A 22,358-nucleotide genomic window follows, 5' to 3' on the forward strand; every position below is an offset into this window, starting at 1 on the left:
TTGGCGCAAAGAACGCCACGGGTTGTAAAAGCCGTGTTAGTTGTATGTTAAGTGTTTATTTCAGTTTTGTTACAATAAGGTTACTAGATTAAATCAACGTTAAGCGTTTATCCCGTAAGTGTATTATCTTTACATTTGGGCGTTTAACACAGAAATACCATCCCATGAAAAACAAGGACATTAAGATTCTATTGGTAGACGATGAACCTGATATTCTGGAAATTATAAGTTATAACCTCTCTGCGGAAGGGTACGAAGTATTCACTGCCAAAAATGGAGTGGAAGGAGTTGCCAAGGCCAAGAAGAAAAGCCCCCATCTGATTATTATGGATGTTATGATGCCGGAAATGGATGGTATTGAGGCATGCGAAGTGATCCGGAACACACCGGGGTTGGATCATACTATAATCACTTTCTTAACGGCTCGTGGTGAAGATTATTCACAAGTGGCCGGTTTTGATGCAGGGGCAGACGATTATATCACTAAGCCCATAAAACCAAAAGTATTGGTGAGCAAGGTCAAGGCTTTGCTGCGACGATTAAAAGATGATAAAAAGGAAGTGGAAGATATTGTCAAAGTCGGAGAGATTATCATCAATAGGGAAGAGTACAAAATTGTAAACGATGGTGAAGAAATGGTCCTTCCAAGAAAAGAATTTGAACTCCTTTCACTTTTAACATCCAAGCCAAACAAAGTCTTTAAGCGAGAAGTGATCTTGGATAAAGTCTGGGGCAACGAAGTGGTTGTTGGCGGCCGAACCATAGATGTCCATATTAGAAAATTACGTGAGAAAATCGGCGACCACCACTTTAAAACCGTTAAGGGTGTGGGGTATAAGTTTGTACTCTAATGGCCATAAAACTAAAGAAATCATACAAATTTGCACTTCGATCTTCTTTGGTTATCACCATTTTGATCACTCTGGTATTTATAGGATTTCATATGGATGTTGACCATATAGATTGGTCGCACACCTTACTTTTTGCCTTGATATGTTTTGGTATCTGTTTTGCAATAATTCAAATCCGTGTAGAACGCTTCATTTATAGGCGAATCAAAAGAATTTATGATGATGTCTCCCTTCTGGAATCATCTTCCTTTTCCTCAAAACCTGTAACCACCGATATGCGCACTTTGGTACAGGAAATTGAAAAATTTGCCGAGGGAAAGAAAATAGAGATAGACACGCTTAAAATCCGAGAAGAATACCGAAAAGATTTTCTGGGCAACGTTTCCCATGAATTAAAAACACCATTATTTACGGTCCAAGGTTATATTTTGACCTTACTCGATGGGGCCATGAAGGATAAAAAGCTCCGTAAAAAATATCTGCAACGCGCCAATAAGGGTGTAGAAAGGTTGATTTATATCGTCAAGGATCTTGATCTTATCACCAAATTGGAAGCAGGTGAACTGAAATTGGAGAGAGAGGATTTTGATATCATCGAGCTTATACAGAACACCTTTGACCTATTGGAAATGAAAGCGGCCAGAAAGGAAATCTCACTCACCTTTGATATGGAATACCCGAACCCTGTCTACGTGAACGGGGACAAGGAAAAAATACAACAGGTAATAAGTAACCTTTTGGTAAACTCTATTAAATATGGGCTGCCCAAAGGAACCACGGAGGTAAGTGTAGAAAACTTAATTAAAAATAAGGTGATCGTTCGGGTAACGGATAATGGAGGGGGTATCCCCAAACAGCATATTCCAAGATTGTTCGAGCGATTTTATCGTGTGGACCAAAGTGGCAGCCGAGCCGAGGGAGGGTCCGGTCTTGGACTTTCCATTGTGAAGCACATTGTGGAAGGCCACGGCGAAAAAATTTATGTGGAGAGCGAGGTCGATGTAGGTTCCGAATTCTCTTTTACATTGGAAAAAGCTAAGGCTCCGGTATCTGTAGCAGAGAAAACCTCAAACAAGGAGGAATAGTCAGTGGTCGATTCAAACTGAGCCAAACCTGAGAATTCTTCGATTCTCGATAAATCTTTCACAGTAAAATCCTCCTGACTGGAAAAAGGGACAAGTCCCTGCTTTTGCATCCGTTTCGCCAAATATTCTTGCTCATATTGCCCTGGTGTAGGGATAAAAAATGCTTTCTTTTCCAATTTAGCCAGATCCATAACCGTGGTGTATCCCGATCGGCATAGAACTTTATCACTCTGGTTTATAGCATTTTCCAGTTCTTCTGATTTCATAAAATTGTAGTGCCGTATTTTTCCTCTTGGCGTTTGGATCTCTTCCACAACCTGTTCATCCTCAATTTTACCTTTTACGAAGAGAATATTACCTTCAAACTGCTGCAATTCACTCAGTAATTTTTCTTCCAGCATTGTTCGTTGCGGTTCCGGACCGGACAGTAAAACCATCAAGTCGTTGGTAATGGCAAATTGTCTTTTTTCAAATCGGCTCAATGGACCCAAATACACAATGTTCAATTTGGATTTTTTTAGATGTCCCAGCTTACCTGTCAAATTGGGTTTCGCTTCAACATCGGGGACCCAGCAGGCATCAAACTTTTTTATTATTTTTTGATGTGCTTTGGAGCTCATCCAAGTCGTGTTGCCGGAAAGGACGTTGAGCTGGTGGGTAATAAATATGCAGGGCACCTTTTTATAGTAGGCACCCAATCGGTTATCGGAGATAATTCCGTCCAGGCCATGTTCCTTCACCAATCGCTTCACAGCTTTTTTCTCCTTGGCCATGGCCTTGAGCACTTTTGGTGAGTCCCAAATCATTTTTATTTTGAAGTTCTTGGCCTTCTCTGCATACGAAATCTTGTAAGATGGGAGTTCAAATGCTGGGATATTGGGGAATTCCTTCTTCAACAGTGATAGTGCCACGCCGTCCGATGCGATATAGGGTTGATGACCGTGTCGCAATAATTCATGAATAATAGGGATACACCTAGTAGCATGTCCCAGTCCCCAATTCAATGGAGCTACCAGAATACGTTTGGAAGAATTCATACCCACAAAAAAACAAAATGCGAATTGCTTTTAGATTTCCTTAGTTTTGCCAAATCATTAATTTTTTGCTCAATAAAACACCAAAGTGGGAAGTAAGAATAAATTGAAGCGGTTCAAAGAGAACGAAACATTTACCAATGTGGTCCAACCTACGAGGGAAGATGTTATGGCTGGATTCGAATACAAAGGCAAGTGGGCTTCCTTTTTTGGAAACAACAACCCGATCGTATTGGAGCTGGGCTGTGGTAAGGGTGAGTATACTGTTGGGCTTGCCCAAATAAACCCAGAAAAGAACCATATCGGAATCGATATAAAGGGTGCAAGATTTTGGAGAGGAGCAAAAACCGCTTTGGAAGAAAACTTGGACAATGTTGCCTTTTTGCGCTCACAAATAGAATTGGTGGATTACTTGTTCGCAGAGGGAGAGGTCAGCGAAATTTGGATTACTTTCCCCGATCCACAGATAAAGTACAAGCGGACCAAGCATAGAATGACCAATCCGGTTTTTTTAGAACGTTACAAAAAGATTCTTGTGCCTGGGGGACTTGTTAACCTAAAGACCGATAGCGAGTATATGCACGGCTACACCTTAGGACTTTTACAAGGCTTGGGACACGAAATTGTGTATGCGAATCATGATGTTTACAAGAACGAAGGAGCACCATCTGAAGTTCTTAAAATTCAGACTTTCTACGAAAATCAGTATCTTGAAAAAGGAAAATCAATTACCTATATCCAATTTAGGATCAACTAACCAATGACCCACGTACTCATACTCTTTTTTGCCACATTTTCGGCAGCCTTTATGGCCACCGTACCTCCCGGTTTGCTCAATATGAACGCAGCCAAGGTAAGTGTTGAAAAGGGAAAATTGAATGGGATCATTTTTAGTTTGGGTGTTTCCGGCACCATTATGGTACAGGCCTATATTGCGGTTTATATCTCTAAATTTTTGTACCGTAATCCAGAGGTGATTGATGTTCTATTTAAGATTGCGGTCGCTGTTTTTGCCTTTTTTGCCGTCTATTTTTTTATTATGGCCAAGCGCAACAAAACTCAGTCGCAGGCCATCAAAGACGTCAATCTGAGCAAAAAGAACAGTTTTTTTAAAGGGGTTTTGTTGGCAGCTCTCAATTTATTGACCATTCCATACTATAGTGGATTAAATGCCATGTGGAACGAGGCTGGGTGGATTAAATTCGAGGCCAAGGACATCACCACCTTTGTTGTGGCTGCCGGAGTAGGGACATTTTCTGTTTTATACCTCTACACTTTTTATTTTGATAAAATGGAGACAAAGACCAATCGCTTTTCCAAAAATTCAAATTATATACTGAGTGCTTTGATGCTTTTACTCTTGATCATTACCCTGATTCGAATAATGTACCGCTAACATGGAAGAGAAAAACTTTTTTGATAAAGTCTACGAAGTGGCCAAAGAGATTCCTTATGGCAGGGTTACCTCATATGGTGCCATTGCCAAATATTTAGGGGCTGCCCGCAGCGCTAGAATGGTAGGATGGGCCATGAACAATTCCTTGGCCAAAGATGTTCCGGCACATCGCGTAGTAAACCGGGTGGGTGTGTTAACCGGTAAGCACCATTTTGATGGGTCGAATATTATGCAACAACTCCTAGAGAACGAAGGAATTCCAGTAAAGGAGAATCAAATTGTTGACTTTCAAAAATATTTTTGGGATCCTGCCCAAGAACTTTGAATCAATATCCTGGAGGATGCAATTCATCAAAAGAGGTATTGTCCTGAAACGCCTTGGCCAACAGTAGAATACTTTCCTCATCGTACAAATTGCCAACAAACGTCATACTGGTCGGATGGTTTTTGTCATCTAGACCCGTAGGAACTGCAATCACTGGGTGACCGGTGAGGTTGGTGGCAGTAAGTTGATCATTCCCAAAAGAAGGTGAGATCAACACATCATAATTCTTCATCAAATCCTGCATTTTTTGAATGAGTACCTGACGTTGTCTATTGGCCTGAATATACTCAACTGCAGGAATGAACCTACTTTGCCTTAACGAGTTGGCCCTGGACCGCTGATCTTGCTCTACCATGATGTCGACTCCGCCCGAACGCACCAATTCATCGAAAAATGCTCCTGCTTCGGCCCTCAAAATAATATCAAACCCACGATAGGGAACTGCTTCGGGCATCTCTACTGCTGTGGGCTCAACCCCCATTTCTTTTAGGGACTTAAGGGCATTTCTAAGATTGTCCCCAGATTCCGTAGTGTCTTTTTCAATATCTTTTTTCAAATAGGCAACCCGTAAGTTTTTGTAGTCTTTTTTCCAATCCACGCCAAAAGGAAGGTCAACCGTGGTAAGGTCGTTTTCATCTTTTCCCTGAATGGCTTCAAAAATAATGGCACAGTCCTCCGCGTTTCGTCCCAATGGGCCGACTTTGTCCATGGACCAGCTCAAGCTCATCACTCCATGTCTGCTTACTCTCCCGTAAGTGGGCCTAAGGCCGGTTACGCCATTTCGTGTGCTTGGCGAAGTAATCGACCCCAATGTTTCCGTTCCCAAAGCAAAAGGCACAAGTCCTGCCGACGTTGCCGAACCTGACCCCGCAGAGGAACCACTGGCGCCTTGGGTTGTATCCCATGGGTTTTTGGTCTTTCCATCGAACCATACATCACCTCGGGCCAATGCCCCGGAGACCAATTTGGCCACTAAAATCGCACCCGCTTCCTCCAGTTTTTTAACAACGGTAGCCGTTTCGTTGATGAATTGGTCTTTGTACGGCGCAGCCCCCCAAGTGGTGGGATAACCTGGAACCGCCATCAAATCTTTGGTGCCATAGGGTATACCGTGCAGGATTCCCCGATATTTCCCATTTTTGATTTCTTCGTCGGCTCGCTTGGCCTGCTCCAATGCCAAGCTATCAGTGATGGAGATGCTGCATTGCAACGTAGGCTGATATTTTTTGAGTCGTGCCAAGAAAAATTTCGTGAGTTCCGTGGGCGTAATTTTCTGGTTTTTGATAAGCGATGCAAGCTGGGGTATCGTGTAAAAAGCCAACAAATCGTATGGCTCTGGAATTTCAACGTTATCCGGAATCTCCCATTCGGTCCCGTTTTGTTGGACAGGCATAGTGAAGCCAAATGGTGTTGGGTCAAAACGTACTGCAGGGAAAACGTCATTTCCCAATGGGTATTTGCGTAAGGAATCAAAACCGCTTCGGTTCCTTTTGAGGTAAGGGTAAAGCGTATCAATGTCTTTATTGGCAAAATGAAGACCGATTAATTTTTCAGACTTTTTTACGTCCCTTTTGTTGAATGTGTCCTTATTTGTGGAGCATGATAGCCACATAAGGGAAATCAGTAAGAGGAACAGATAGGGAACTTTGGTTTTAATTGGCATGTTGGTGGGTTATTTGAAATAGCAGCTTCTAAGCTACATTTTTTCAAAAAAACCTGCACAATAATCACATGAATTTAAGTTCGTTGGATTGATTTATTCTATTCCCGGTAATTCATCTTGTGATTTTTTTGAAATTCCTCAACACAACTTCTTAATCTAAAGCCAACACCGTATCTTTGTAGTTTAGAACCAGTTCAAACAGTTGGTTTAAAAAATTGATCCATGAAGTTGAAAAAAACAGATATTCTTAAGGCACTGGAAAAAATCTCCGCACCCGGTGAAGGCCAAAACTTGGTCGAGAGCGGTGCAGTGACCAATGTTCAGGTTTTCGGTGATGAGGTTGAAGTGGATGTGACCATCAAAAATCCAAGTCTTCAGGCAAAGAAGAAGACCGAAGTGGAAATTTTGAAATGCATCCACAGAGAGGTATACGAGAAAGCAAAAATAAAGGTCAATCTTAAGGTTGATGCTTCGGCACAGCCCAAGGTCAATCAAATCAAGGGAAATCCTATTCCCGGAATTCAAAATATCATTGCAGTCGCGTCCGGTAAGGGAGGTGTAGGAAAATCTACAGTGACGGCAAATATTGCAGTGACCTTGGCCAAAATGGGCTTTAAGGTGGGTCTTTTGGATACGGACATCTATGGTCCATCCATGCCAATTATGTTTGATGTGGCTTCGGAAAAACCACTGTCCATCAACGTAGAGGGCAAGGCCAAAATGAAGCCCATCGAAAACTATGGTGTAAAATTACTTTCCATCGGATTTTTTACCGAGCCCAACCAAGCGGTTATTTGGCGAGGACCGATGGCAGCAAAGGCATTGAACCAAATGATTTTTGATGCGCACTGGGGCGAACTGGATTTTTTGTTGCTGGATTTGCCACCGGGAACAGGTGACATCCATTTGAGCATAATGCAATCCTTACCGGTAACTGGTGCCGTAGTAGTAAGTACACCGCAAGAAATTGCATTGGCGGACGCCAGAAAGGGAGTAGCGATGTTTCAACAAGAGGCGATAAGTGTTCCCGTATTGGGAATCGTGGAGAATATGGCGTATTTTACACCTGCGGAGCTACCTGATAATAAGTACCATATTTTTGGAGAGAACGGCGCAAAAAATCTTGCAGAAGATTTGGGAGTTCCCTTTTTGGGGGAGATTCCCTTGGTACAGAGCATTCGAGAAGCGGGAGATGTAGGAAGACCTGCTGCCTTGCAAACGGCAACCCCGACCGAAGAAGCTTTTGAGGACCTTACTAAAAATGTGGTGCAGGAGTTGGTGAGAAGAAATACCGACCTTCCCCCGACCGAAGCAATAAAAATTACAACAATGGCCGGTTGTTCCGCTGTTAAAAAGAAATGAGCATGACAACAATGACATCAGAAGAAACAAGAAGCAATGTAGAAAAAGCGTTGGAAGAGATACGACCTTTTTTGCAGAGCGACGGAGGAGATATTACATTGATATCCATCGAGGATAATACAGTAAAAGTCCGTTTGGAAGGAAACTGTATCGGATGTAGCGTAAACCAGATGACCTTAAAAAGCGGTGTGGAGATGACCATAAAAAAGTACGCTCCGCAGATTGAAGAGGTTATTAATATCTCCTAACTGATTAAAATCATGAATCTTTTTTTGTGCATGCAGTAAGTTGCAGGCCAAAACCTCTAGTATATGATCAAAACAGATATTCTGATTATTGGAGCGGGACCTACGGGTCTCTTTGCTGTTTTTGAAGCAGGCCTGTTACAGCTCAAATGTCATTTAATCGATGCATTGCCGCAAGCAGGTGGTCAGTGCTCCGAAATATATCCAAAAAAACCCATTTATGATATCCCCGGATACCCAGAAGTGCTCGCTGGTGATTTAGTGGATAACCTTATGGAACAGATTAAACCGTTCCAGCCTGGTTTTACCTTGGGCGAACGTGCAGATACCATTGAAAAACTGGATGATGGGACCTTTATCGTTACCACGAACAAAGGCACCAAACACCATGCGCCCGTTGTGGCCATTGCAGGTGGTCTGGGGAGCTTTGAGCCAAGAAAGCCACTGTTGGAAAACTTGGAAAAGTTTGAGGATAATGGTGTTGCCTATATGATCAAAGAACCTGAAGTGTATCGAGACAAAAAAGTGCTGATCGCAGGAGGTGGGGATTCCGCTTTGGACTGGTCCATCTTTTTGGCCGATGTTGCCAAAGAAGTAACCTTGGTACACAGAAGAAATGAGTTCAGGGGGGCATTGGATTCGGTTGAGAAGGTACAGCAACTCAAAAATGAGGACAAAATCAATTTGATAACTCCTGCAGAAGTGGTTGCTCTGAAAGGTGAATCCCACTTGGAAAAAGTGACCGTTAAGGATACAAGTACATCCGAAGAAAGGAATATCGATGTCGATAATTTTATTCCATTGTTCGGCTTGTCGCCCAAATTGGGACCTATTGGAGATTGGGGTCTAGAGATTGAAAAAAATGCAATCAAGGTGGACAATACGTACGATTATCAGACCAATATTCCGGGAATTTATGCCATTGGGGATGTCAACACCTATCCGGGAAAACTAAAATTGATACTTTGTGGGTTCCATGAAGCCACTTTGATGTGCCAGAGCGCCTATCAAAGAATCAATCCAGATAAAAAATATGTGATGAAGTATACCACAGTAGGTGGTGTAACAGGATTTGACGGAAGTAAAAAAGAAGCGCCGAAAGCTGTTGTTAAGGCAATCGACTAAGAATAAAACAACCAATTAATCGTTAGGAAGCTTGATCAAGCTTCAAATAGGTATGAGCGATATTAAAATAAAAATTATAGACCGAGAAGGTGTTTCACATGAGGTGGATGCCCCGACCGATATGAACATGAACTTGATGGAAGTAGTACGTTCCTACGAACTTGCTCCAGAGGGAACTATTGGAATTTGCGGGGGAATGGCCATGTGTGCGTCTTGTCAATGCTATGTGCAATCCGACCATAAACTTCCTGAAATGTCCGATGACGAAGAAGCAATGCTGTCGGAGGCGTTTAATGTGAAGGACAATAGCCGTTTGGGCTGTCAGCTCCATATCACTGAGGATTTGGACGGTCTAGAGGTGGAATTGGCTCCGGAAGAAGCTTAAATCCTGGCTTGATAGGTAAACAGATTGAAATATCTTCCTTCGGAAGCGATTAATTCTTCATGGGTTCCCTGTTCCAAGATGTTGCCGTTTTCAATCACTAGAATTTGGTCCGCTTTGCGAATGGTGCTCAGTCGGTGGGCAATAACAAATGTTGTTCTGCCTTTGGTAAGTTCACCCAAGCTTTTCTGAATCAATGCTTCCGATTCCGTGTCCAAACTGGACGTGGCCTCGTCCAGCACCAAGATTTTTGGGTCGGCCAAAATGGCCCGGGCAATGGCAATACGCTGTCGTTGACCGCCCGAAAGTTTAACCCCTCGTTCTCCGATTAGGGTGTCCAACCCTTTATCAAACCGGTTGGTAAATTCGTCTACATAGGCCGCTTTTACCGCATCCAATAGTTTGTCCTCACCGGCATCGGGTCTTGGGAAAAGGATGTTTTCCCGTATAGTGCCCTCGAACAAAAAGTCATCTTGGAGAACCACGCCCAAATGTTGCCTAAAACTGTTCAAATTCACCTTGGAAAGGTCGTGTCCATCAATGGTAATGGTGCCAGAGTCCGGATTCAAAAAGCTTGCAGCCAGACCGGCAATCGTGGATTTTCCAGAGCCCGAACTTCCTACCAAAGCTATTACCTGACCGGGTTCCACATTGAAACTGATACCGTGCAGCACTTCTTTGTCTTTTTCATAGGAAAAGTGAACATCGGAAAAGGACATACGGCCCACAACATTATCTAGGACTGTGGTTCGGTTTTCGTTATCCGACTCCTCCTCCAAGTTCATTAATTCCTCTGTTCTGTCCAGTCCGGCCAGTGCCTCGGTCAACTGACTACCTACGCTGCTCATTTGTACGATAGGGGCAATCATGAGCCCCAATAACACTGTAAACTCAACAAATTGACCTACTGTTAAGGTGTCCTGAATTATTTTATATCCGCCAAATCCCATGACACTGGTGGTCGCTACACCCAGTAAAAAAGTTGAGGAACTGGTCATAAATGCAGTGGTCGTTAAGCTCTTTTTTACGTTTTGATACAATCGTTCTACACCTACTTCAAAAACTTCTTCCTCTTGTTTTTCTGCATTAAATCCTTTAATGACCCTTATACCGCCCAAAGTTTCCGTAAGACGGCCCTTTACTTCGGCATTGATTTTACCACGGTTTCTAAATATGGGACGGATAATTTTAAAAGCTTTTAGGGCGATTACGGCAAAAATAGTCAAAGGTATAAACGTGAAGAGCGTCATAAAAACACTGATTCTCATCAATAAAATCAAAGAAACAACTGCTGTAATAATGCCGCCGACCAATTGAACCAAACCGGTACCAATAAGGTTTCTAACACCTTCAACATCCGACATTATTCGGGATACCAATGCGCCGGACTTGGCATTGTCAAAGAATCTAACAGGGAGGGCCAGTACCTTTTTCTGTACCTGTGCCCTAAGTTCAGAGATAAGGTATTGCGCTTGAACGCTTAATATTTTGGTCAATAAAAAAGAGGTGACCGACTGCACCAAAATTGCCAACATGACACCGGCAACAAGATATTTAAGCATGTCGACATCCTTTTTTACGATGACGTCATCAATCAAATATCTCGAAGCAATCGGAGCAACAAAACTTGCCGCTTTGCTGATTGCAATCAAAAATAGACCAAGAAATACGAGTTTACGCTTTGGCCAAATAATGGTCTTGAACGCTGTGAGGATGCTAACTTTTTTATCAGGCATATCAATTTTGTAGAAAGAGTCTGCAAGTTACGGCAAATTAAAAAGGATGCCGAATCGTTTAGTTTTAAGTCCAGAAAGATTACAAACACTATATTTAATAGCTACAATACTAAAATAGTCATGTTAAAAGCGAACTGGTTCGGTATTTTGTTTTTGATGTTCTCATTGTGTGCTGCACAGGAAGAGTATGCTAAGTTGTCCGAAATTGTTGTTGATGACGCGCAGATTTTTACCCAGTCACAGCTTGATGGGCTACGCACCAAGTTATATCAATTTGAATCGGAAACCACCAACCAGTTAGTAGTTTTGACCATTGATGACTTGCAGGGCGAAACCATTGAAACGTATGCGTTAGAAGTTTTCAATAAAAATAAATTAGGACAGCAAGGGAAGGACAATGGCATTTTGATTCTGTTCTCCAAGTTCGATAGAGAGGTCCGGATAGAGGTGGGCTATGGATTGGAATCCTATATCACCGATGCCGTTGCTTCGCGAATTATCCGAAATACCATGATTCCAAGGTTCAAGGATGAAGATTACTTTGAAGGGATAGATCTTGCTACCGACCAGATCATAGAATTTTTGAACGACCCTGAAGCCTTGGAAGAATTCAAAGCAGAAATCGAGGCCGAAGCCGAAACACCTTGGTGGTTGTTTTTGATCATTGGTTTGTTCCTGTTAATGTTCGTTGCAGCTGGAGGGTTCGTTTTTTATAAGGGCTATTCCACGCTTATTGAAATAATACGAGGTATTTTCATTGGAAAATTAGCGGTCTTTAGGGGAATTTTCATGGCAGTTTTTATGATGTTTCCCTTGATTTTTGGATTGGTTTTTATGGGTATGCCCTTGTTTTTTATGGCCATGCTGCTCGGTTTAGATGATGTATTGAATGGATTTGTAAAAGACTTTACTTGGGTATTATTGGTGATTCTTGTATTTATAGCGGTTACGATACTCCTGGCCATCCTAAAAATCAGGAGAAAAGGAGACAAGAATCTTAAGCTTTCATTTTTTAAATCCGATAAGACTTATATGAAAAAAACCTTCTCTTCTTCGGGTACCCATTCTTTTGGTTCCAGTTCTGGGAGCAGTTCGTCCAGCAGCTTTTCTGGTGGAGGTGGTAGTTCTGGAGGTGGAGGAGCAAGTGGAAGTTGGTAATTGTTGACGATTTCACGTATTTTCACACAAACTAACTAAACCAATCCCGAGATGAGAATTATTGTCCTTGCAGCACTTTTTTTAGTTGTTTCATGTTCTGAAAAGCCCAAAACGGAGGTGGAACAATGGGAAGCACAAGCTGAAAACATTACAATCATACGAGACAATTTTGGGGTTCCCCATATTTATGGGAAAACAGATGCCGATGCCGTTTTTGGTTTGCTATATGCCCAGTGTGAGGATGATTTTAACAGAGTGGAACAAAACTACATTTGGGCTACGGGCCGCATGGCTGAAGTAGAAGGGGTGGATGCCCTGTACAGTGACCTTCGTGCCAAGCTTTTTATGACAGAGGAAGAAGCAAAGGCCCATTATGAAGATAGTCCTGCGTGGCTGAAAGAACTTTGTGATGCCTTTGCTGACGGAATCAATTATTATCTACATACCCATCCCGAGGTGAAACCTAAATTACTGACCCGTTTTGAACCTTGGATGCCCATGTATTTTAGTGAGGGTTCCATCGGCGGCGATATTGAGCGCATATCCACTAGAAAAATCAAAAGTTTTTATGAAAGTGGAATGGAATTGCCAACAATGGAAGCGCTTCAAATCAAAAAAAAGGAGGAAATGGCAGAGCCACAAGGTTCCAATGGAATTGCCATTTCTGGAGACTTGACCGAATCTGGAAATGCGATGTTATTGATCAACCCCCATACTTCATTCTACTTTAGAGGTGAAGTACACGTGGTGAGCGAAGAAGGTCTGAATGCCTATGGCGCCGTGACTTGGGGTCAGTTTTTTGTGTACCAAGGCTTCAATGAGAAAACAGGATGGATGCATACCTCCACCTATACCGATGTGATGGACGAGTTTAAGGAAACCATCGTAAAAAATGATGGAAAATTGTTTTATCAGTATGGGGAGGAACTGCGACCTGTGGATTCCAGTTCGGTTACCTTAAAATATAAAAATGGGGGAAGTATGAAGGAGAGGACATTCCCAATGTACCATACCCATCACGGACCGATTACCCATCAGGTTGATGACCAATGGACGGCTTCCGCCATGATGTGGGAACCAGTAAAGGCTTTGGAACAATCCTATACTCGAACCAAGCAAGATGGTTATGACGGTTTTCGAAAAATGATGGATATTCGTACCAACTCATCGAACAATACAGTGTATGCCGATGCAGAAGGGAATATTGCCTATTTTCACGGAAATTTTGTGCCAAAGCGGGATACTATATTCGATTATAACCAACCTGTGGATGGCAGCAACCCCAAAACAGATTGGCAAGGATTACATACCGTAGATGAAAATATTTTGGTGCTGAACCCTGAAAACGGTTGGATACAAAACTGTAATTCTACACCGTATACTTCAGCGTTGGAGTTCAGTCCAAAGCGTGAAGATTACCCCAATTATATGTCGAGAGATCAGGAGAACTTTAGGGGCATCCATGCTATAAAACTTTTGACCGGCAGAAGCGGATATACCTTGGATGGACTTATCGAACTGGCGCATGACCCTTACTTGCCAGCTTTTGAAGCATTGATTCCAGGTTTGGTGAAAGCCTATAATGAAAATGCAAAAGCATACCCAGAGCTTCAAGAACCTATTGAAATTCTGAGAGAATGGGATTTTAACACCTCAAAACAATCCGTTGCTATGACCTTGGCGCATTACTATGGTACACTTTGCTATTCCAAAGCAGAACGTCCTGAAGGAATGTATTCCATGCAGTGGGTCGAATATTGGGGCAGTGATTGGCCGGATGCTCAAAAACTGGAATTTTTTCAAGAAACATTGTCCAAATTGGAAAATGATTTTGGCACTTGGAAAATGCCTTGGGGCGAGGTGAACCGTTATCAAAGATTAAATGGCGACATTCGTCAACCTTTTGATGATGACAAACCCAGTATTCCCATTGGTTTTGCCAGCGGAACATGGGGAGCTTTGGCCGCATACGGTGCTAGATATAACAACAATACTAAAAAGATTTACGGAACACGGGGCAACAGTTTTGTGGCTGCTGTGGAATTTGGAGATAAAGTAAAAGCAAAGACAATGTTGGCAGGTGGGCAGAGTGGAAATCCAAAATCACCATATTTTAATGATCAGGCACAAAGATATGCCGACATGGAATTCAAGGATGCGGCATATTACAAGGAGGATGTGCTAAAACGGGCTGAAGCAACGTACTCCCCGGGCGAGAAATATTGAGCAAAAATTTAATTGTTCTTTGTAATTCCGCTATCCTCTTCCTTTACAATAATTAGGCTGGCCTTGGAGCCTGTGGAAAGATTCCAGCGGTTATTGTGTATAACTACACCTTTATCGTCCGTAACTACGACTTGGGCGGTATTTGGTCCTGAAGAACCTTGGTTGAGGGCTTCGAATTCAATTCGGTTGAAACCTTCTACAAGATCTAGGTTGATTCCTCTGTAAGAACCTGAAAGCAGTAAATTATATTCTACTACTTCACCATTCACATAAATTTTGATACGGTCCCCGTCCACATATTCATGGTCCCTAGCAACAATGCCAACAAATTTTGCCGTGGTTTTGAAATCACCCAGATATTGGTCACCAAAATGTTCATTGGCTCCCTTTTCCCTTTTTTCAATAACCTTGGGGTCTATGACCATATCGTGACCTGCCTGAAGAAGTTCCCTGTCGGGCAACATTTTTACACCGGGCTTTTCGTTTTTGGAGGTAAGGCTTTCATCGAGTACCGAAGGCATTCGAAGTAAAGTACCTTGATTGCTTGCTTTTATATCAAGATTATTTTTCTCGCCAATCTTTAAAGGTCGCGTAGTGGGCAAGTCGCCCTGAGCGAACATGGGCAAGCTGAAAAGGACGGCTCCCAAAACGATATATATCTTCTTTTTCATGGCAAGACAGCTAATTATCTGGAGAATAAAGTTAGCAAATACCTTGCCATCAACATTATAAATTGGCGTTAAATCGTTAAGCTACATACTTTTCTTATTCTTAGATTTTAATCCAAATAACGGATGCATTACGGGAATGCGTAGAATAATCAAATCGTAGATCAACCAACTTATCCCAAAAGTTCCCACGACCAGAACAAATGCTTTTGGTAGAAATCCCCATCTCAAATCCATCAAATAATAGCCAATGACAACGGTGACGGTCTGGTGCAAAATATAAAAGGGGTAAACTGCTCGGTTGGAGTACGCCAACCCCTTGCTGGGCTTGTTGAGGTATTGTGCAGCGTAGGCGAACAATACCAATATCCAAGACCAAATATTCATCACTTTTAAAAATGCTTCGGTAAAATGTACCACATAGCCATCTTCCAAAAACAGCCATATAAAAGCTTGGGATGCAAATCCTACTATTCCCAGGATTATGGCCTTTGATTTTACTTTTGTCAGTGCTTGCCAAAACACATCCTCTGTCGCAATCAATGTAAAACCATAGAAAAATAGGATTATACTAAATATAAAATTGAACCAATCATCCACCAAGGCGTGGGTGACGGGAAAGAAAGGTTCGACCAGCGATTCTACAAAGTAGAGCGGAATAACAAATGCATAAATGCCCCACGTTTTTTGAATCAATCTTTTTACCCAGTCGATAAAAAGGGTCTGGTGCCTTCTTAGGAACACAAATAGCGGAGCCAAAATCCAGGAGAACACCAGAAGATAGGGTAAGAACCAAAGGTGGTGCCAACTTAGATTGCCTTCGGGGTAAACACCATCAAAAGCAACCGAGGTAAAATATTGCCAATATGAACCCGTAAACTGTCCCTCTGCTAAACGCTCAAAATATACTTGTGGTGGCACAATCAAAATCATACCGGCGACCAAAGGAATCCCTAGTCGCAGAAATCGTTCCCACATGAATTTCCCCATACTTCGTTTTCCCAAAGCGTAATAGGTGCCCATACCGGAGATAACAAATAGAATGGGAAGACGCCATTGATTAAGGAACAACATGGGCCAGCGTAGCCAATCGTAAATAATGTTGTTCTTAACGTGCCAGCCCCAAGGAACAAAAAACATTCCTACATGATAAAATATGAGCAATGCAAATACGATAACCCGAAGCCAGTCCAAATCGTAACGCCTGATTGATGTTTCCATGTTTTAAATTTTCCCAAAGATGGAAAGTGCCTTTCAGAAAGAACTACTTTTTGTGTCGGGAAACGTCCTGAATTGTAATTCTGGAGAAATTAACCACGGTTTTGCTTCATAAACAATGAGGGTGATTGACCAGTATGTTTTTTGAAAGCGTTGTAAAAGGCAGACTTGGATTTGAACCCGACAGATGCCCCAATAGCTTCCACTGTAAGATGTTTAAATTCTTTATCCAACAATCTTTCTTGCGCCAAAGCAATTCTTTTTTGGTTGATGTATTCATTGAAATTGGTGCCGGTTTCCGAGTTGATGAGCCTGGAAATGGCGTTAGCATTGGTGTCCAACTGCTCTGCTATTTTTTTTAGCGTGATGTCTTGCTTGGTATAATACTGGGCCTCGGAAATAAAACTTTCAACGGCTTCAAATTGAATGGGATTACCTGCTATGGTCTCATATTTATCGGCAATCCATGATTTTTCAAAAAAACGTGATTCGGAAAGGATGAAAAATGATGTAATGAAAATAGTAATGGTCTGCATGATTCCTATGATGTGATCACCTCCATCATCATCATGGTTCAGATAAATTAAAAGTAAGGTAAACATCAGTACCAAAAAGATGATAACCGTATTTCTTGAGAAAATATACTTGTCCATCTTTATGTTTTTGGATGAGGTCCATCCCTTTTTCCATGATTTTATAACCAATATTATGGACAGGATGAGATAAAATGTAAAGCTCAGGAGTACCAGCCATCTAAATTCATCCTTGATAAGATGGTAGGAGTAATCCACGGCTTTTGGCACATCCAAAAAGCCCAAATTCCTATAATAGGCACCTAAATACGCGTTTATTTTTACTTCGATTGGACTTGTGTAATAGTTAAATTGGGAGATTAAATAGAGCAGTGGGAGCACAAAATGCGGCCAATGTTTTTTAAGGGTAAATGGTTTTCTGTTTAAAAGGGTATACAAAAAAAAGTACATGGTGGGCATGATCATCAATACCAAGAATTCCGTGGAATCATTTAAGTGGAAAGCATATTTGATGAGTCCGGTGTAACATAAATACACATCAAAAAAAACAAGGCATTGTACCAAAAGTGACCATCCAAAGAGCGTGATGGCCGATTTCCGTTTGGCCCTTAAAAAAATAACCAGGGCCAAAAACAATCCTTGGATAATGCCCAATAGCATAATATGCGACGCTAGGTCGTGACGTATGGGAATTTGCTCAAGGATGTGTTGTACCTCTTGCATATTTATTTCACTAGGTAATCAGCTAATTTTTGAGGACCTTCCAATAATGCCCGCACAATTTGAAGAGTACCATCAGGTTTGGTGTCAATATACCATTTAATCAGTGATATCTCTCCATTTACAATCTCGATACCCGTGATGCTCCTTGGGTGAACGCAACTCCCATCATTAAAAAAAGGAATTTGGCCCGGTTCGGGAAATCTGGGCCTGTGCGTATGACCTGCTAACGTGATCAGCAAATCTTTTTTCAATATCCACCGTTTGATTCGCCTTTCTATGCGGATAAGCTCTTTGTAGTTTTTAGCAGGACTCGTCGGGTCAGCAATACCCACTACCTGTAGCGGTTTCCATAATATTCTAACCAAAAACCGACCAATCCGCCAACAAACATAATTCCACCAATCCGCTTGGTGGCCATGGACACAAAAAATCTCCTGACCCGTTTTGGTGTGCTTCAAAATAAGGGCCTCATGGTAAGTAATTCCCTCAAAAAGTTCTTTGTCGGAGCCATCGATCGGTTCAAAATAATGTGAAAGATGCTCATCCACATATTCGGGGTCCCGATATACCATGTCGTGGTTGCCCCAAAGCATATGGAGGCGTTTTTCCAAATGGAACCGTTTTAATAATTGGTAAACATTCTTATGCGCTTCAAAAATGGCTTCGAAAGTAATGTTTTCCCATAGTTCATCACCGTCCCCCAATTCGATATAGGTAAACCCTTCGCGGTAATATTGGTTAAGGGCATGGAAATAAATATTTCTATTGTTGGCAAAATCGTCAGCAAAACTATTGTCCCCTCGATGGCAGTCGCTGAAGAAGATAAACTTTGAACCTTCGTCGAATGGAATCGTCACAGCATTTTTGTAAGCTCTGTCTAATCGTTTTGATGAGGACATCTAAAAGTTTTTGCTAAATATCCTTAAAAATGGCGATTTGTCCATAAAGAAACCGAATAATGAAACTCCATTTGTAGTTTTTGTAACTTTGTGCCCTAAACCACGACTAATTTGGGTATGCACCATAACCTCAATTCCGAGAGCCCTCTGGTTCAATTGGTAAGCTTCAATAAATTGTTGGAGCATTACGACGAACTGCTGAATAGCGACAACGCTTATGAAGTGGAAAGGGCAAGGTATGTACTGGATGCACAGGCACCATATCCAGAGTTGCGCGATGGCTTTACCGACTTATCCTTGTTGGAGAAACATAGGGATGTAATTCGAGTGATCTTAGAGGATTCTTTCTCACCTATTCTGACCAAGAACGAGATTAAAACCGCATCCACACCCTTTGAGAATTTGGTCTTCAATTCTTCCGAACGCTTCCGTCAGATTTTGAAGGATGCCGGCGAGGATTTTGACCTTGCGATCACCAACATACCCATGGAGTTCGGTTACATTATGAGATGTACCGTAATTTTAAAATTCCACTACGGATATAATCTGGATTTTAAGCGCCCCTTTTTTTACGATATTCCAGATACCAATGGGGTGATGCGCAGGTACCGCATTTTGTACAATGCGGATTTTATGGAAATCATCCCTACCGAAAATGCCAAGGAGCTTACCCAGGACGATGTGGACGAGTTGCTTGACAATTTTTACAATTTGGACATATGGAGGGAGAAAATTCCACCCAATAGTTTTATTGCCAAAGGTTTTGTTATCTCCAATATGTTCGATGTAACTGCTGAACATTCCGTGTCGGAAATCAAATCGACTTTGATAGGTCGTGCTCAAAAGGGCAAGGATACCTTCATGGAGAGTTTCGAGGATACCTTTAGGTCCTTCTTTAATCTGAACGATATAAAAGTTGGATTTTCCGGATATGATGCCGATGCCAATAATTTTTTCCGGATCTATGGTAAGGGGATGGAAAGTTACATCCTTAATGGAAAGGATATGGAAGAATGTGATTCCATGTTCTGTAACCATACCCATGGAAAACTTTTCAAAGAGAACAAGTATTTTGCCATCTCCAATGTAGAGAAATATTTTGAAGGATCCCATGGAGAGACCCAACCTTATAAGAGTTTGATGGAGCAAGGCATTAAAAGTGCCATACTGGCCCCAATTGCTGTTAATGGAAATCTTTTGGGGGTTTTGGAATTGGTGTCGGGCAAGGTCAATGAACTCAATAGCGTAAACGCCAACAAGTTGGACGATGTTATGCCATACATTATTGCGGCGGTTATGCGGACCATTGAGGAAGAGGAGAATTTGATAGATGCCGTTATACAGCACGAGTGTACCTCGGTGCACCCTTCCGTTTATTGGAAGTTCCAAGAAGAGGCCAAACGTTTTATGAAGGACGAGTTGGCTGGCAACGAACCTGTCTTCAAAGAAGTAGTGTTTAAGGATGTATATCCACTTTATGGCCAAATTGATATTAAAGACTCTGCGAAAGAGAGAAATTTGGCTATCCAAAGGGATTTAATGATTCAACTTTCGGAAATCAACGATGTGCTGGATATCGCTATTGAAAAATACAAACTCCCTATTTACGAAGAACTGCAATTTAGGGTAAACAATTACCTGAGCGAGGTAAGGGAGGCCCTGTTTACACACACGGAACAAGCTGTTTTTGATTTTGTGAAAGAAGAAGTGGATCCCGTCTTTAATCACCTTCAAAAGGAAGATGAAGCCATTGCAGGGTTGCTTGAACAGTACAATAAAAAAATCGACAAGGCCACTGAGAGCTACTACGACCATCGTAGAAATTACGATAACAGCGTGATGGAGGCCAATATGAAGCTCGCCGCCCTTCTTGATAAAAGACAGGAAGAAGCACAGGAAATGTTTCCACATTATTTTGAGCGCTATAAGACCGATGGCGTAGAGCACAACATGTATATTGGAAGTTCCATCACAAGGGACAGGGAGTATAGTGAACTGTTCCTGAGCAACCTTAGGTTGTGGCAACTTCAGGTCATGTGCGAAATGGAAAATAAATATTATGGCCTAAAGCCAAAGTTGCCTGTAAAGCTTGATGTAGCTTCCTTGGTTTTGGTGTATAGTACATCGTTGGCCATTAGGTTTAGAATGGACGAGAAACGTTTTGATGTGGACGGTACGTACAATGCTCGTTACGAGGTTATCAAAAAACGTATCGATAAGTCATACATCAAGGGAACCAATGAGCGTTTGACACAAAAGGGCATATTGGCCATTGTGTACTCCCAACGTAAAGATGAAAAGGAGTATATGCGATATATCAGCTTCCTAAAGGCGAAAGGCTATTTTACCAATAATATTGAAATCGTGGAGCTCGAAGGAGTTCAAGGTGTATCTGGATTAAAAGCGATACGGGCAGAGATTCTTTACCAAAAGGACAAAAAATCGGAGCGCACCTATACTTACGACGATTTAATGGAAGAACTAAACTCCTAGGTCAGAAAATCAGCCTTTCCGGGCCAAAATACCTAAAGGCGATTATAAAAGAGATTACGGAGATAATCATGCCCAACATAAAAATATTGTAGGTAATCCGTAGTATTTTATATTTTTTGTTAAGGACAACGCCCAAGTAATAGAGGTCTTTGGTCAAGGAAGAGTATACATAATCCTTATCCTTTACTAGCTCTTTCAGTGCCCATTCGTATTCGGAAAGCTCCATTTGGTGAAAGTTTCCGAAAAACAGGAGGTTTACCTTTCTTTTTTCCACATCTTCCTTGGTGAATTTACCACTCGTGACATTGGGTCTGGTGGCCAATACCGAAAGTACCATGGAGACAACACTGAACATAATCAAAATCAAGGTAGGATAAATCATGTAGGTATTGGACGGATTGTCCAACTTGGTCAATAGATTGGCCAACACCAAAGAAATGACTATAGCGTTGACCGAAAGCAATATGTTCGCTTTGGTATCGGCAATATCGCTCAATTTTAAATGATTTTTTAGTGTGACCCGGTACAGGGTTTGAACGCTTCTATCGGGGCTCTCATTTTTGTACTTGGCCTTCAAGGCTTCTTTTTTGGCAATCTTTTTTTCTTCTTTCTTTTCTTTCAACAATTTTTTAAGGTTTTGTTGTTTGCCTTCTTCCCAATTTTCCTTGGCATAGTCGGTGAAGAAATTATGTTTGGTGCGGAACATTTTAATGTTTTTGTCCCGCCATTCCTTGTTGGAATAATCGGCGATTCCCAAAGCTTTCAGTTCTTCTTTCAAGAAATCGGTGGTCTCCCAATAGCTTTTTTTGGCAAAATGGGATATGTCGGCATCTCGGATAATCCCTTCCAAAAGGTTGGATGGCTCGTTGCACATTTTGGTGACTATGATCAACGAACAAACCTGTTCAATCCCTTCAGCGTCATACCCATTCTTTTGGAGAAAATCCCTGGCAATCTCACAACTGTTTTCCTCATGGTTTTCCCAACCTTTGGTATGCCCCGTATCGTGTAGCCATGCAGCTAACATTAACCTTTCGTTTTCAACTTCGCTCAGGTTATAATAGTTGAGCAATTCTTTAGTACTTTTGACTACTCTTTGGGTATGTCGCAAGTTGTGGTACAAGAACCTTGCATCTAGTTCTTTTGTTAGTAGTTCAGAAACAAAGTGTTCAGTTTTTTCAACGATTTCCGACATAGTTCCAGATTAGAGCATCCAAATTACAAAATTTTGGAATC

At 41.7% G+C, this 22,358-nt stretch carries 20 protein-coding genes; 12 read left to right on the forward strand and 8 right to left on the reverse strand.

Annotation, left to right across the window (positions count from 1 at the left end; translation table 11 throughout):
- The first annotated feature begins 164 nt into the window (after positions 1 to 164).
- Both GUA46_RS03520 and GUA46_RS03525 read left to right on the forward strand, forming a co-directional pair.
- Entirely contained in the window at positions 165 to 851 is a 687-nt protein-coding gene (locus tag GUA46_RS03520; RefSeq protein ID WP_176619308.1) for a response regulator transcription factor, read from the forward strand.
- Positions 851 to 1,936: a sensor histidine kinase gene (locus GUA46_RS03525; protein WP_176619309.1), complete on the forward strand. Its 1,086-nt coding sequence runs from the start codon at positions 851 to 853 to the stop codon at positions 1,934 to 1,936. Before GUA46_RS03520 ends, GUA46_RS03525 begins: the two co-directional genes overlap by 1 nt.
- Here the strand turns inward: GUA46_RS03525 and GUA46_RS03530 are convergent.
- The gene (locus GUA46_RS03530; protein ID WP_176619310.1) at positions 1,831 to 2,973 is read right to left on the reverse strand and encodes a glycosyltransferase; all 1,143 of its coding nucleotides are present in this window, start codon (positions 2,971 to 2,973) and stop codon (positions 1,831 to 1,833) included. The two genes, GUA46_RS03525 and GUA46_RS03530, sit on opposite strands and share 106 nt — an antisense overlap.
- Before the next feature lie 85 nt (positions 2,974 to 3,058).
- Between GUA46_RS03530 and trmB the strand changes: the two genes are divergently transcribed.
- From trmB to GUA46_RS03545, 3 genes are read left to right on the forward strand one after another with little or no spacing between them, the layout of a single operon-like run.
- Positions 3,059 to 3,727, forward strand: a complete 669-nt coding sequence (gene trmB, locus GUA46_RS03535; RefSeq protein WP_176619311.1) for a tRNA (guanosine(46)-N7)-methyltransferase TrmB — start codon at positions 3,059 to 3,061, stop codon at positions 3,725 to 3,727.
- A gap of 3 nt (positions 3,728 to 3,730) precedes the next feature.
- Complete coding sequence (locus tag GUA46_RS03540; protein WP_108246034.1) at positions 3,731 to 4,366, forward strand: LysE family transporter; 636 nt, start codon at positions 3,731 to 3,733, stop codon at positions 4,364 to 4,366.
- 1 nt (position 4,367) lies between these two features.
- Positions 4,368 to 4,691: an MGMT family protein gene (locus GUA46_RS03545; RefSeq protein WP_108246033.1), complete on the forward strand. Its 324-nt coding sequence runs from the start codon at positions 4,368 to 4,370 to the stop codon at positions 4,689 to 4,691.
- Between the two features lies 1 nt (position 4,692).
- On the opposite strand, the gene GUA46_RS03550 is transcribed toward GUA46_RS03545, so the two are convergent.
- The gene (locus GUA46_RS03550) at positions 4,693 to 6,354 is read right to left on the reverse strand and encodes an amidase (RefSeq protein WP_176619312.1); all 1,662 of its coding nucleotides are present in this window, start codon (positions 6,352 to 6,354) and stop codon (positions 4,693 to 4,695) included.
- A 222-nt stretch (positions 6,355 to 6,576) separates the two neighbouring features.
- On the opposite strand from GUA46_RS03550, the gene GUA46_RS03555 reads away from it, so the two are divergent.
- From GUA46_RS03555 to GUA46_RS03570, 4 genes are all read left to right on the forward strand, one after another.
- Positions 6,577 to 7,716, forward strand: a complete 1,140-nt coding sequence (locus tag GUA46_RS03555; protein ID WP_176619313.1) for an Mrp/NBP35 family ATP-binding protein — start codon at positions 6,577 to 6,579, stop codon at positions 7,714 to 7,716.
- Between the two features lie 11 nt (positions 7,717 to 7,727).
- A complete protein-coding gene (locus tag GUA46_RS03560; protein ID WP_108246045.1) occupies positions 7,728 to 7,964 on the forward strand; it encodes a NifU family protein in 237 nt (78 codons plus the stop codon).
- Between the two features lie 63 nt (positions 7,965 to 8,027).
- Complete coding sequence (locus tag GUA46_RS03565; RefSeq protein WP_176619314.1) at positions 8,028 to 9,086, forward strand: NAD(P)/FAD-dependent oxidoreductase; 1,059 nt, start codon at positions 8,028 to 8,030, stop codon at positions 9,084 to 9,086.
- A gap of 52 nt (positions 9,087 to 9,138) precedes the next feature.
- Complete coding sequence (locus GUA46_RS03570) at positions 9,139 to 9,471, forward strand: 2Fe-2S iron-sulfur cluster-binding family protein (RefSeq protein WP_176619315.1); 333 nt, start codon at positions 9,139 to 9,141, stop codon at positions 9,469 to 9,471.
- On the opposite strand, the gene GUA46_RS03575 is transcribed toward GUA46_RS03570, so the two are convergent.
- Positions 9,468 to 11,204 carry an ABC transporter ATP-binding protein gene (locus GUA46_RS03575; RefSeq protein ID WP_176619316.1) on the reverse strand — a complete coding sequence of 579 codons (1,737 nt, stop codon included), beginning with the start codon at positions 11,202 to 11,204 and terminating at the stop codon, positions 9,468 to 9,470. The genes GUA46_RS03570 and GUA46_RS03575 overlap by 4 nt on opposite strands.
- 120 nt (positions 11,205 to 11,324) lie before the next feature.
- Here GUA46_RS03575 and GUA46_RS03580 point away from each other — a divergent pair, with 120 nt between their 5' ends.
- Both GUA46_RS03580 and GUA46_RS03585 read left to right on the forward strand, forming a co-directional pair.
- Complete coding sequence (locus GUA46_RS03580) at positions 11,325 to 12,362, forward strand: TPM domain-containing protein (RefSeq protein ID WP_176619317.1); 1,038 nt, start codon at positions 11,325 to 11,327, stop codon at positions 12,360 to 12,362.
- 51 nt (positions 12,363 to 12,413) lie between these two features.
- Entirely contained in the window at positions 12,414 to 14,588 is a 2,175-nt protein-coding gene (locus GUA46_RS03585) for an acylase (RefSeq protein ID WP_176619318.1), read from the forward strand.
- 8 nt (positions 14,589 to 14,596) lie between these two features.
- Here GUA46_RS03585 and GUA46_RS03590 read toward each other — a convergent pair whose 3' ends face one another.
- The 4 genes from GUA46_RS03590 to GUA46_RS03605 all read right to left on the reverse strand — a co-directional run bounded on the left by GUA46_RS03590 (position 14,597) and on the right by GUA46_RS03605 (position 18,629).
- Positions 14,597 to 15,259, reverse strand: a complete 663-nt coding sequence (locus GUA46_RS03590; RefSeq protein ID WP_176619319.1) for a hypothetical protein — start codon at positions 15,257 to 15,259, stop codon at positions 14,597 to 14,599.
- An 81-nt stretch (positions 15,260 to 15,340) separates the two neighbouring features.
- Positions 15,341 to 16,477 (reverse strand): acyltransferase family protein, encoded by a 1,137-nt coding sequence (locus tag GUA46_RS03595; RefSeq protein WP_176619320.1) that lies wholly within the window; start codon positions 16,475 to 16,477, stop codon positions 15,341 to 15,343.
- An 89-nt stretch (positions 16,478 to 16,566) separates the two neighbouring features.
- Positions 16,567 to 17,730: a helix-turn-helix domain-containing protein gene (locus GUA46_RS03600; RefSeq protein WP_176619321.1), complete on the reverse strand. Its 1,164-nt coding sequence runs from the start codon at positions 17,728 to 17,730 to the stop codon at positions 16,567 to 16,569.
- Between the two features lie 2 nt (positions 17,731 to 17,732).
- A complete protein-coding gene (locus GUA46_RS03605; RefSeq protein WP_176619322.1) occupies positions 17,733 to 18,629 on the reverse strand; it encodes a metallophosphoesterase in 897 nt (298 codons plus the stop codon).
- A gap of 117 nt (positions 18,630 to 18,746) precedes the next feature.
- On the opposite strand from GUA46_RS03605, the gene GUA46_RS03610 reads away from it, so the two are divergent.
- Entirely contained in the window at positions 18,747 to 21,122 is a 2,376-nt protein-coding gene (locus GUA46_RS03610; protein WP_176619323.1) for a GAF domain-containing protein, read from the forward strand.
- A 1-nt stretch (position 21,123) separates the two neighbouring features.
- Here GUA46_RS03610 and GUA46_RS03615 read toward each other — a convergent pair whose 3' ends face one another.
- Positions 21,124 to 22,317: a Pycsar system effector family protein gene (locus GUA46_RS03615; RefSeq protein ID WP_176619324.1), complete on the reverse strand. Its 1,194-nt coding sequence runs from the start codon at positions 22,315 to 22,317 to the stop codon at positions 21,124 to 21,126.
- Positions 22,318 to 22,358: the final 41 nt, after the last annotated feature.

This window comes from Flagellimonas chongwuensis, assembly GCF_013376415.1.
GTDB classification, from domain to species: Bacteria; Bacteroidota; Bacteroidia; order Flavobacteriales; family Flavobacteriaceae; genus Flagellimonas; species Flagellimonas chongwuensis.

Excerpts from the sequence above, each read along its gene's own strand:
- GUA46_RS03520 (WP_176619308.1), top strand. The coding sequence starts at position 165 with ATGAAAAACAAGGACATTAAGATTCTATTGGTAGACGATGAACCTGAT.
- GUA46_RS03525 (WP_176619309.1), top strand. The coding sequence starts at position 851 with ATGGCCATAAAACTAAAGAAATCATACAAATTTGCACTTCGATCTTCT.
- GUA46_RS03530 (WP_176619310.1), bottom strand. The coding sequence starts at position 2,973 with ATGAATTCTTCCAAACGTATTCTGGTAGCTCCATTGAATTGGGGACTG.
- GUA46_RS03540 (WP_108246034.1), top strand. The coding sequence starts at position 3,731 with ATGACCCACGTACTCATACTCTTTTTTGCCACATTTTCGGCAGCCTTT.
- GUA46_RS03545 (WP_108246033.1), top strand. The coding sequence starts at position 4,368 with ATGGAAGAGAAAAACTTTTTTGATAAAGTCTACGAAGTGGCCAAAGAG.
- GUA46_RS03550 (WP_176619312.1), bottom strand. The coding sequence starts at position 6,354 with ATGCCAATTAAAACCAAAGTTCCCTATCTGTTCCTCTTACTGATTTCC.
- GUA46_RS03555 (WP_176619313.1), top strand. The coding sequence starts at position 6,577 with ATGAAGTTGAAAAAAACAGATATTCTTAAGGCACTGGAAAAAATCTCC.
- GUA46_RS03560 (WP_108246045.1), top strand. The coding sequence starts at position 7,728 with ATGACATCAGAAGAAACAAGAAGCAATGTAGAAAAAGCGTTGGAAGAG.
- GUA46_RS03565 (WP_176619314.1), top strand. The coding sequence starts at position 8,028 with ATGATCAAAACAGATATTCTGATTATTGGAGCGGGACCTACGGGTCTC.
- GUA46_RS03570 (WP_176619315.1), top strand. The coding sequence starts at position 9,139 with ATGAGCGATATTAAAATAAAAATTATAGACCGAGAAGGTGTTTCACAT.
- GUA46_RS03575 (WP_176619316.1), bottom strand. The coding sequence starts at position 11,204 with ATGCCTGATAAAAAAGTTAGCATCCTCACAGCGTTCAAGACCATTATT.
- GUA46_RS03580 (WP_176619317.1), top strand. The coding sequence starts at position 11,325 with ATGTTAAAAGCGAACTGGTTCGGTATTTTGTTTTTGATGTTCTCATTG.
- GUA46_RS03585 (WP_176619318.1), top strand. The coding sequence starts at position 12,414 with ATGAGAATTATTGTCCTTGCAGCACTTTTTTTAGTTGTTTCATGTTCT.
- GUA46_RS03590 (WP_176619319.1), bottom strand. The coding sequence starts at position 15,259 with ATGAAAAAGAAGATATATATCGTTTTGGGAGCCGTCCTTTTCAGCTTG.
- GUA46_RS03595 (WP_176619320.1), bottom strand. The coding sequence starts at position 16,477 with ATGGAAACATCAATCAGGCGTTACGATTTGGACTGGCTTCGGGTTATC.
- GUA46_RS03600 (WP_176619321.1), bottom strand. The coding sequence starts at position 17,730 with ATGCAAGAGGTACAACACATCCTTGAGCAAATTCCCATACGTCACGAC.
- GUA46_RS03605 (WP_176619322.1), bottom strand. The coding sequence starts at position 18,629 with ATGTCCTCATCAAAACGATTAGACAGAGCTTACAAAAATGCTGTGACG.
- GUA46_RS03610 (WP_176619323.1), top strand. The coding sequence starts at position 18,747 with ATGCACCATAACCTCAATTCCGAGAGCCCTCTGGTTCAATTGGTAAGC.
- GUA46_RS03615 (WP_176619324.1), bottom strand. The coding sequence starts at position 22,317 with ATGTCGGAAATCGTTGAAAAAACTGAACACTTTGTTTCTGAACTACTA.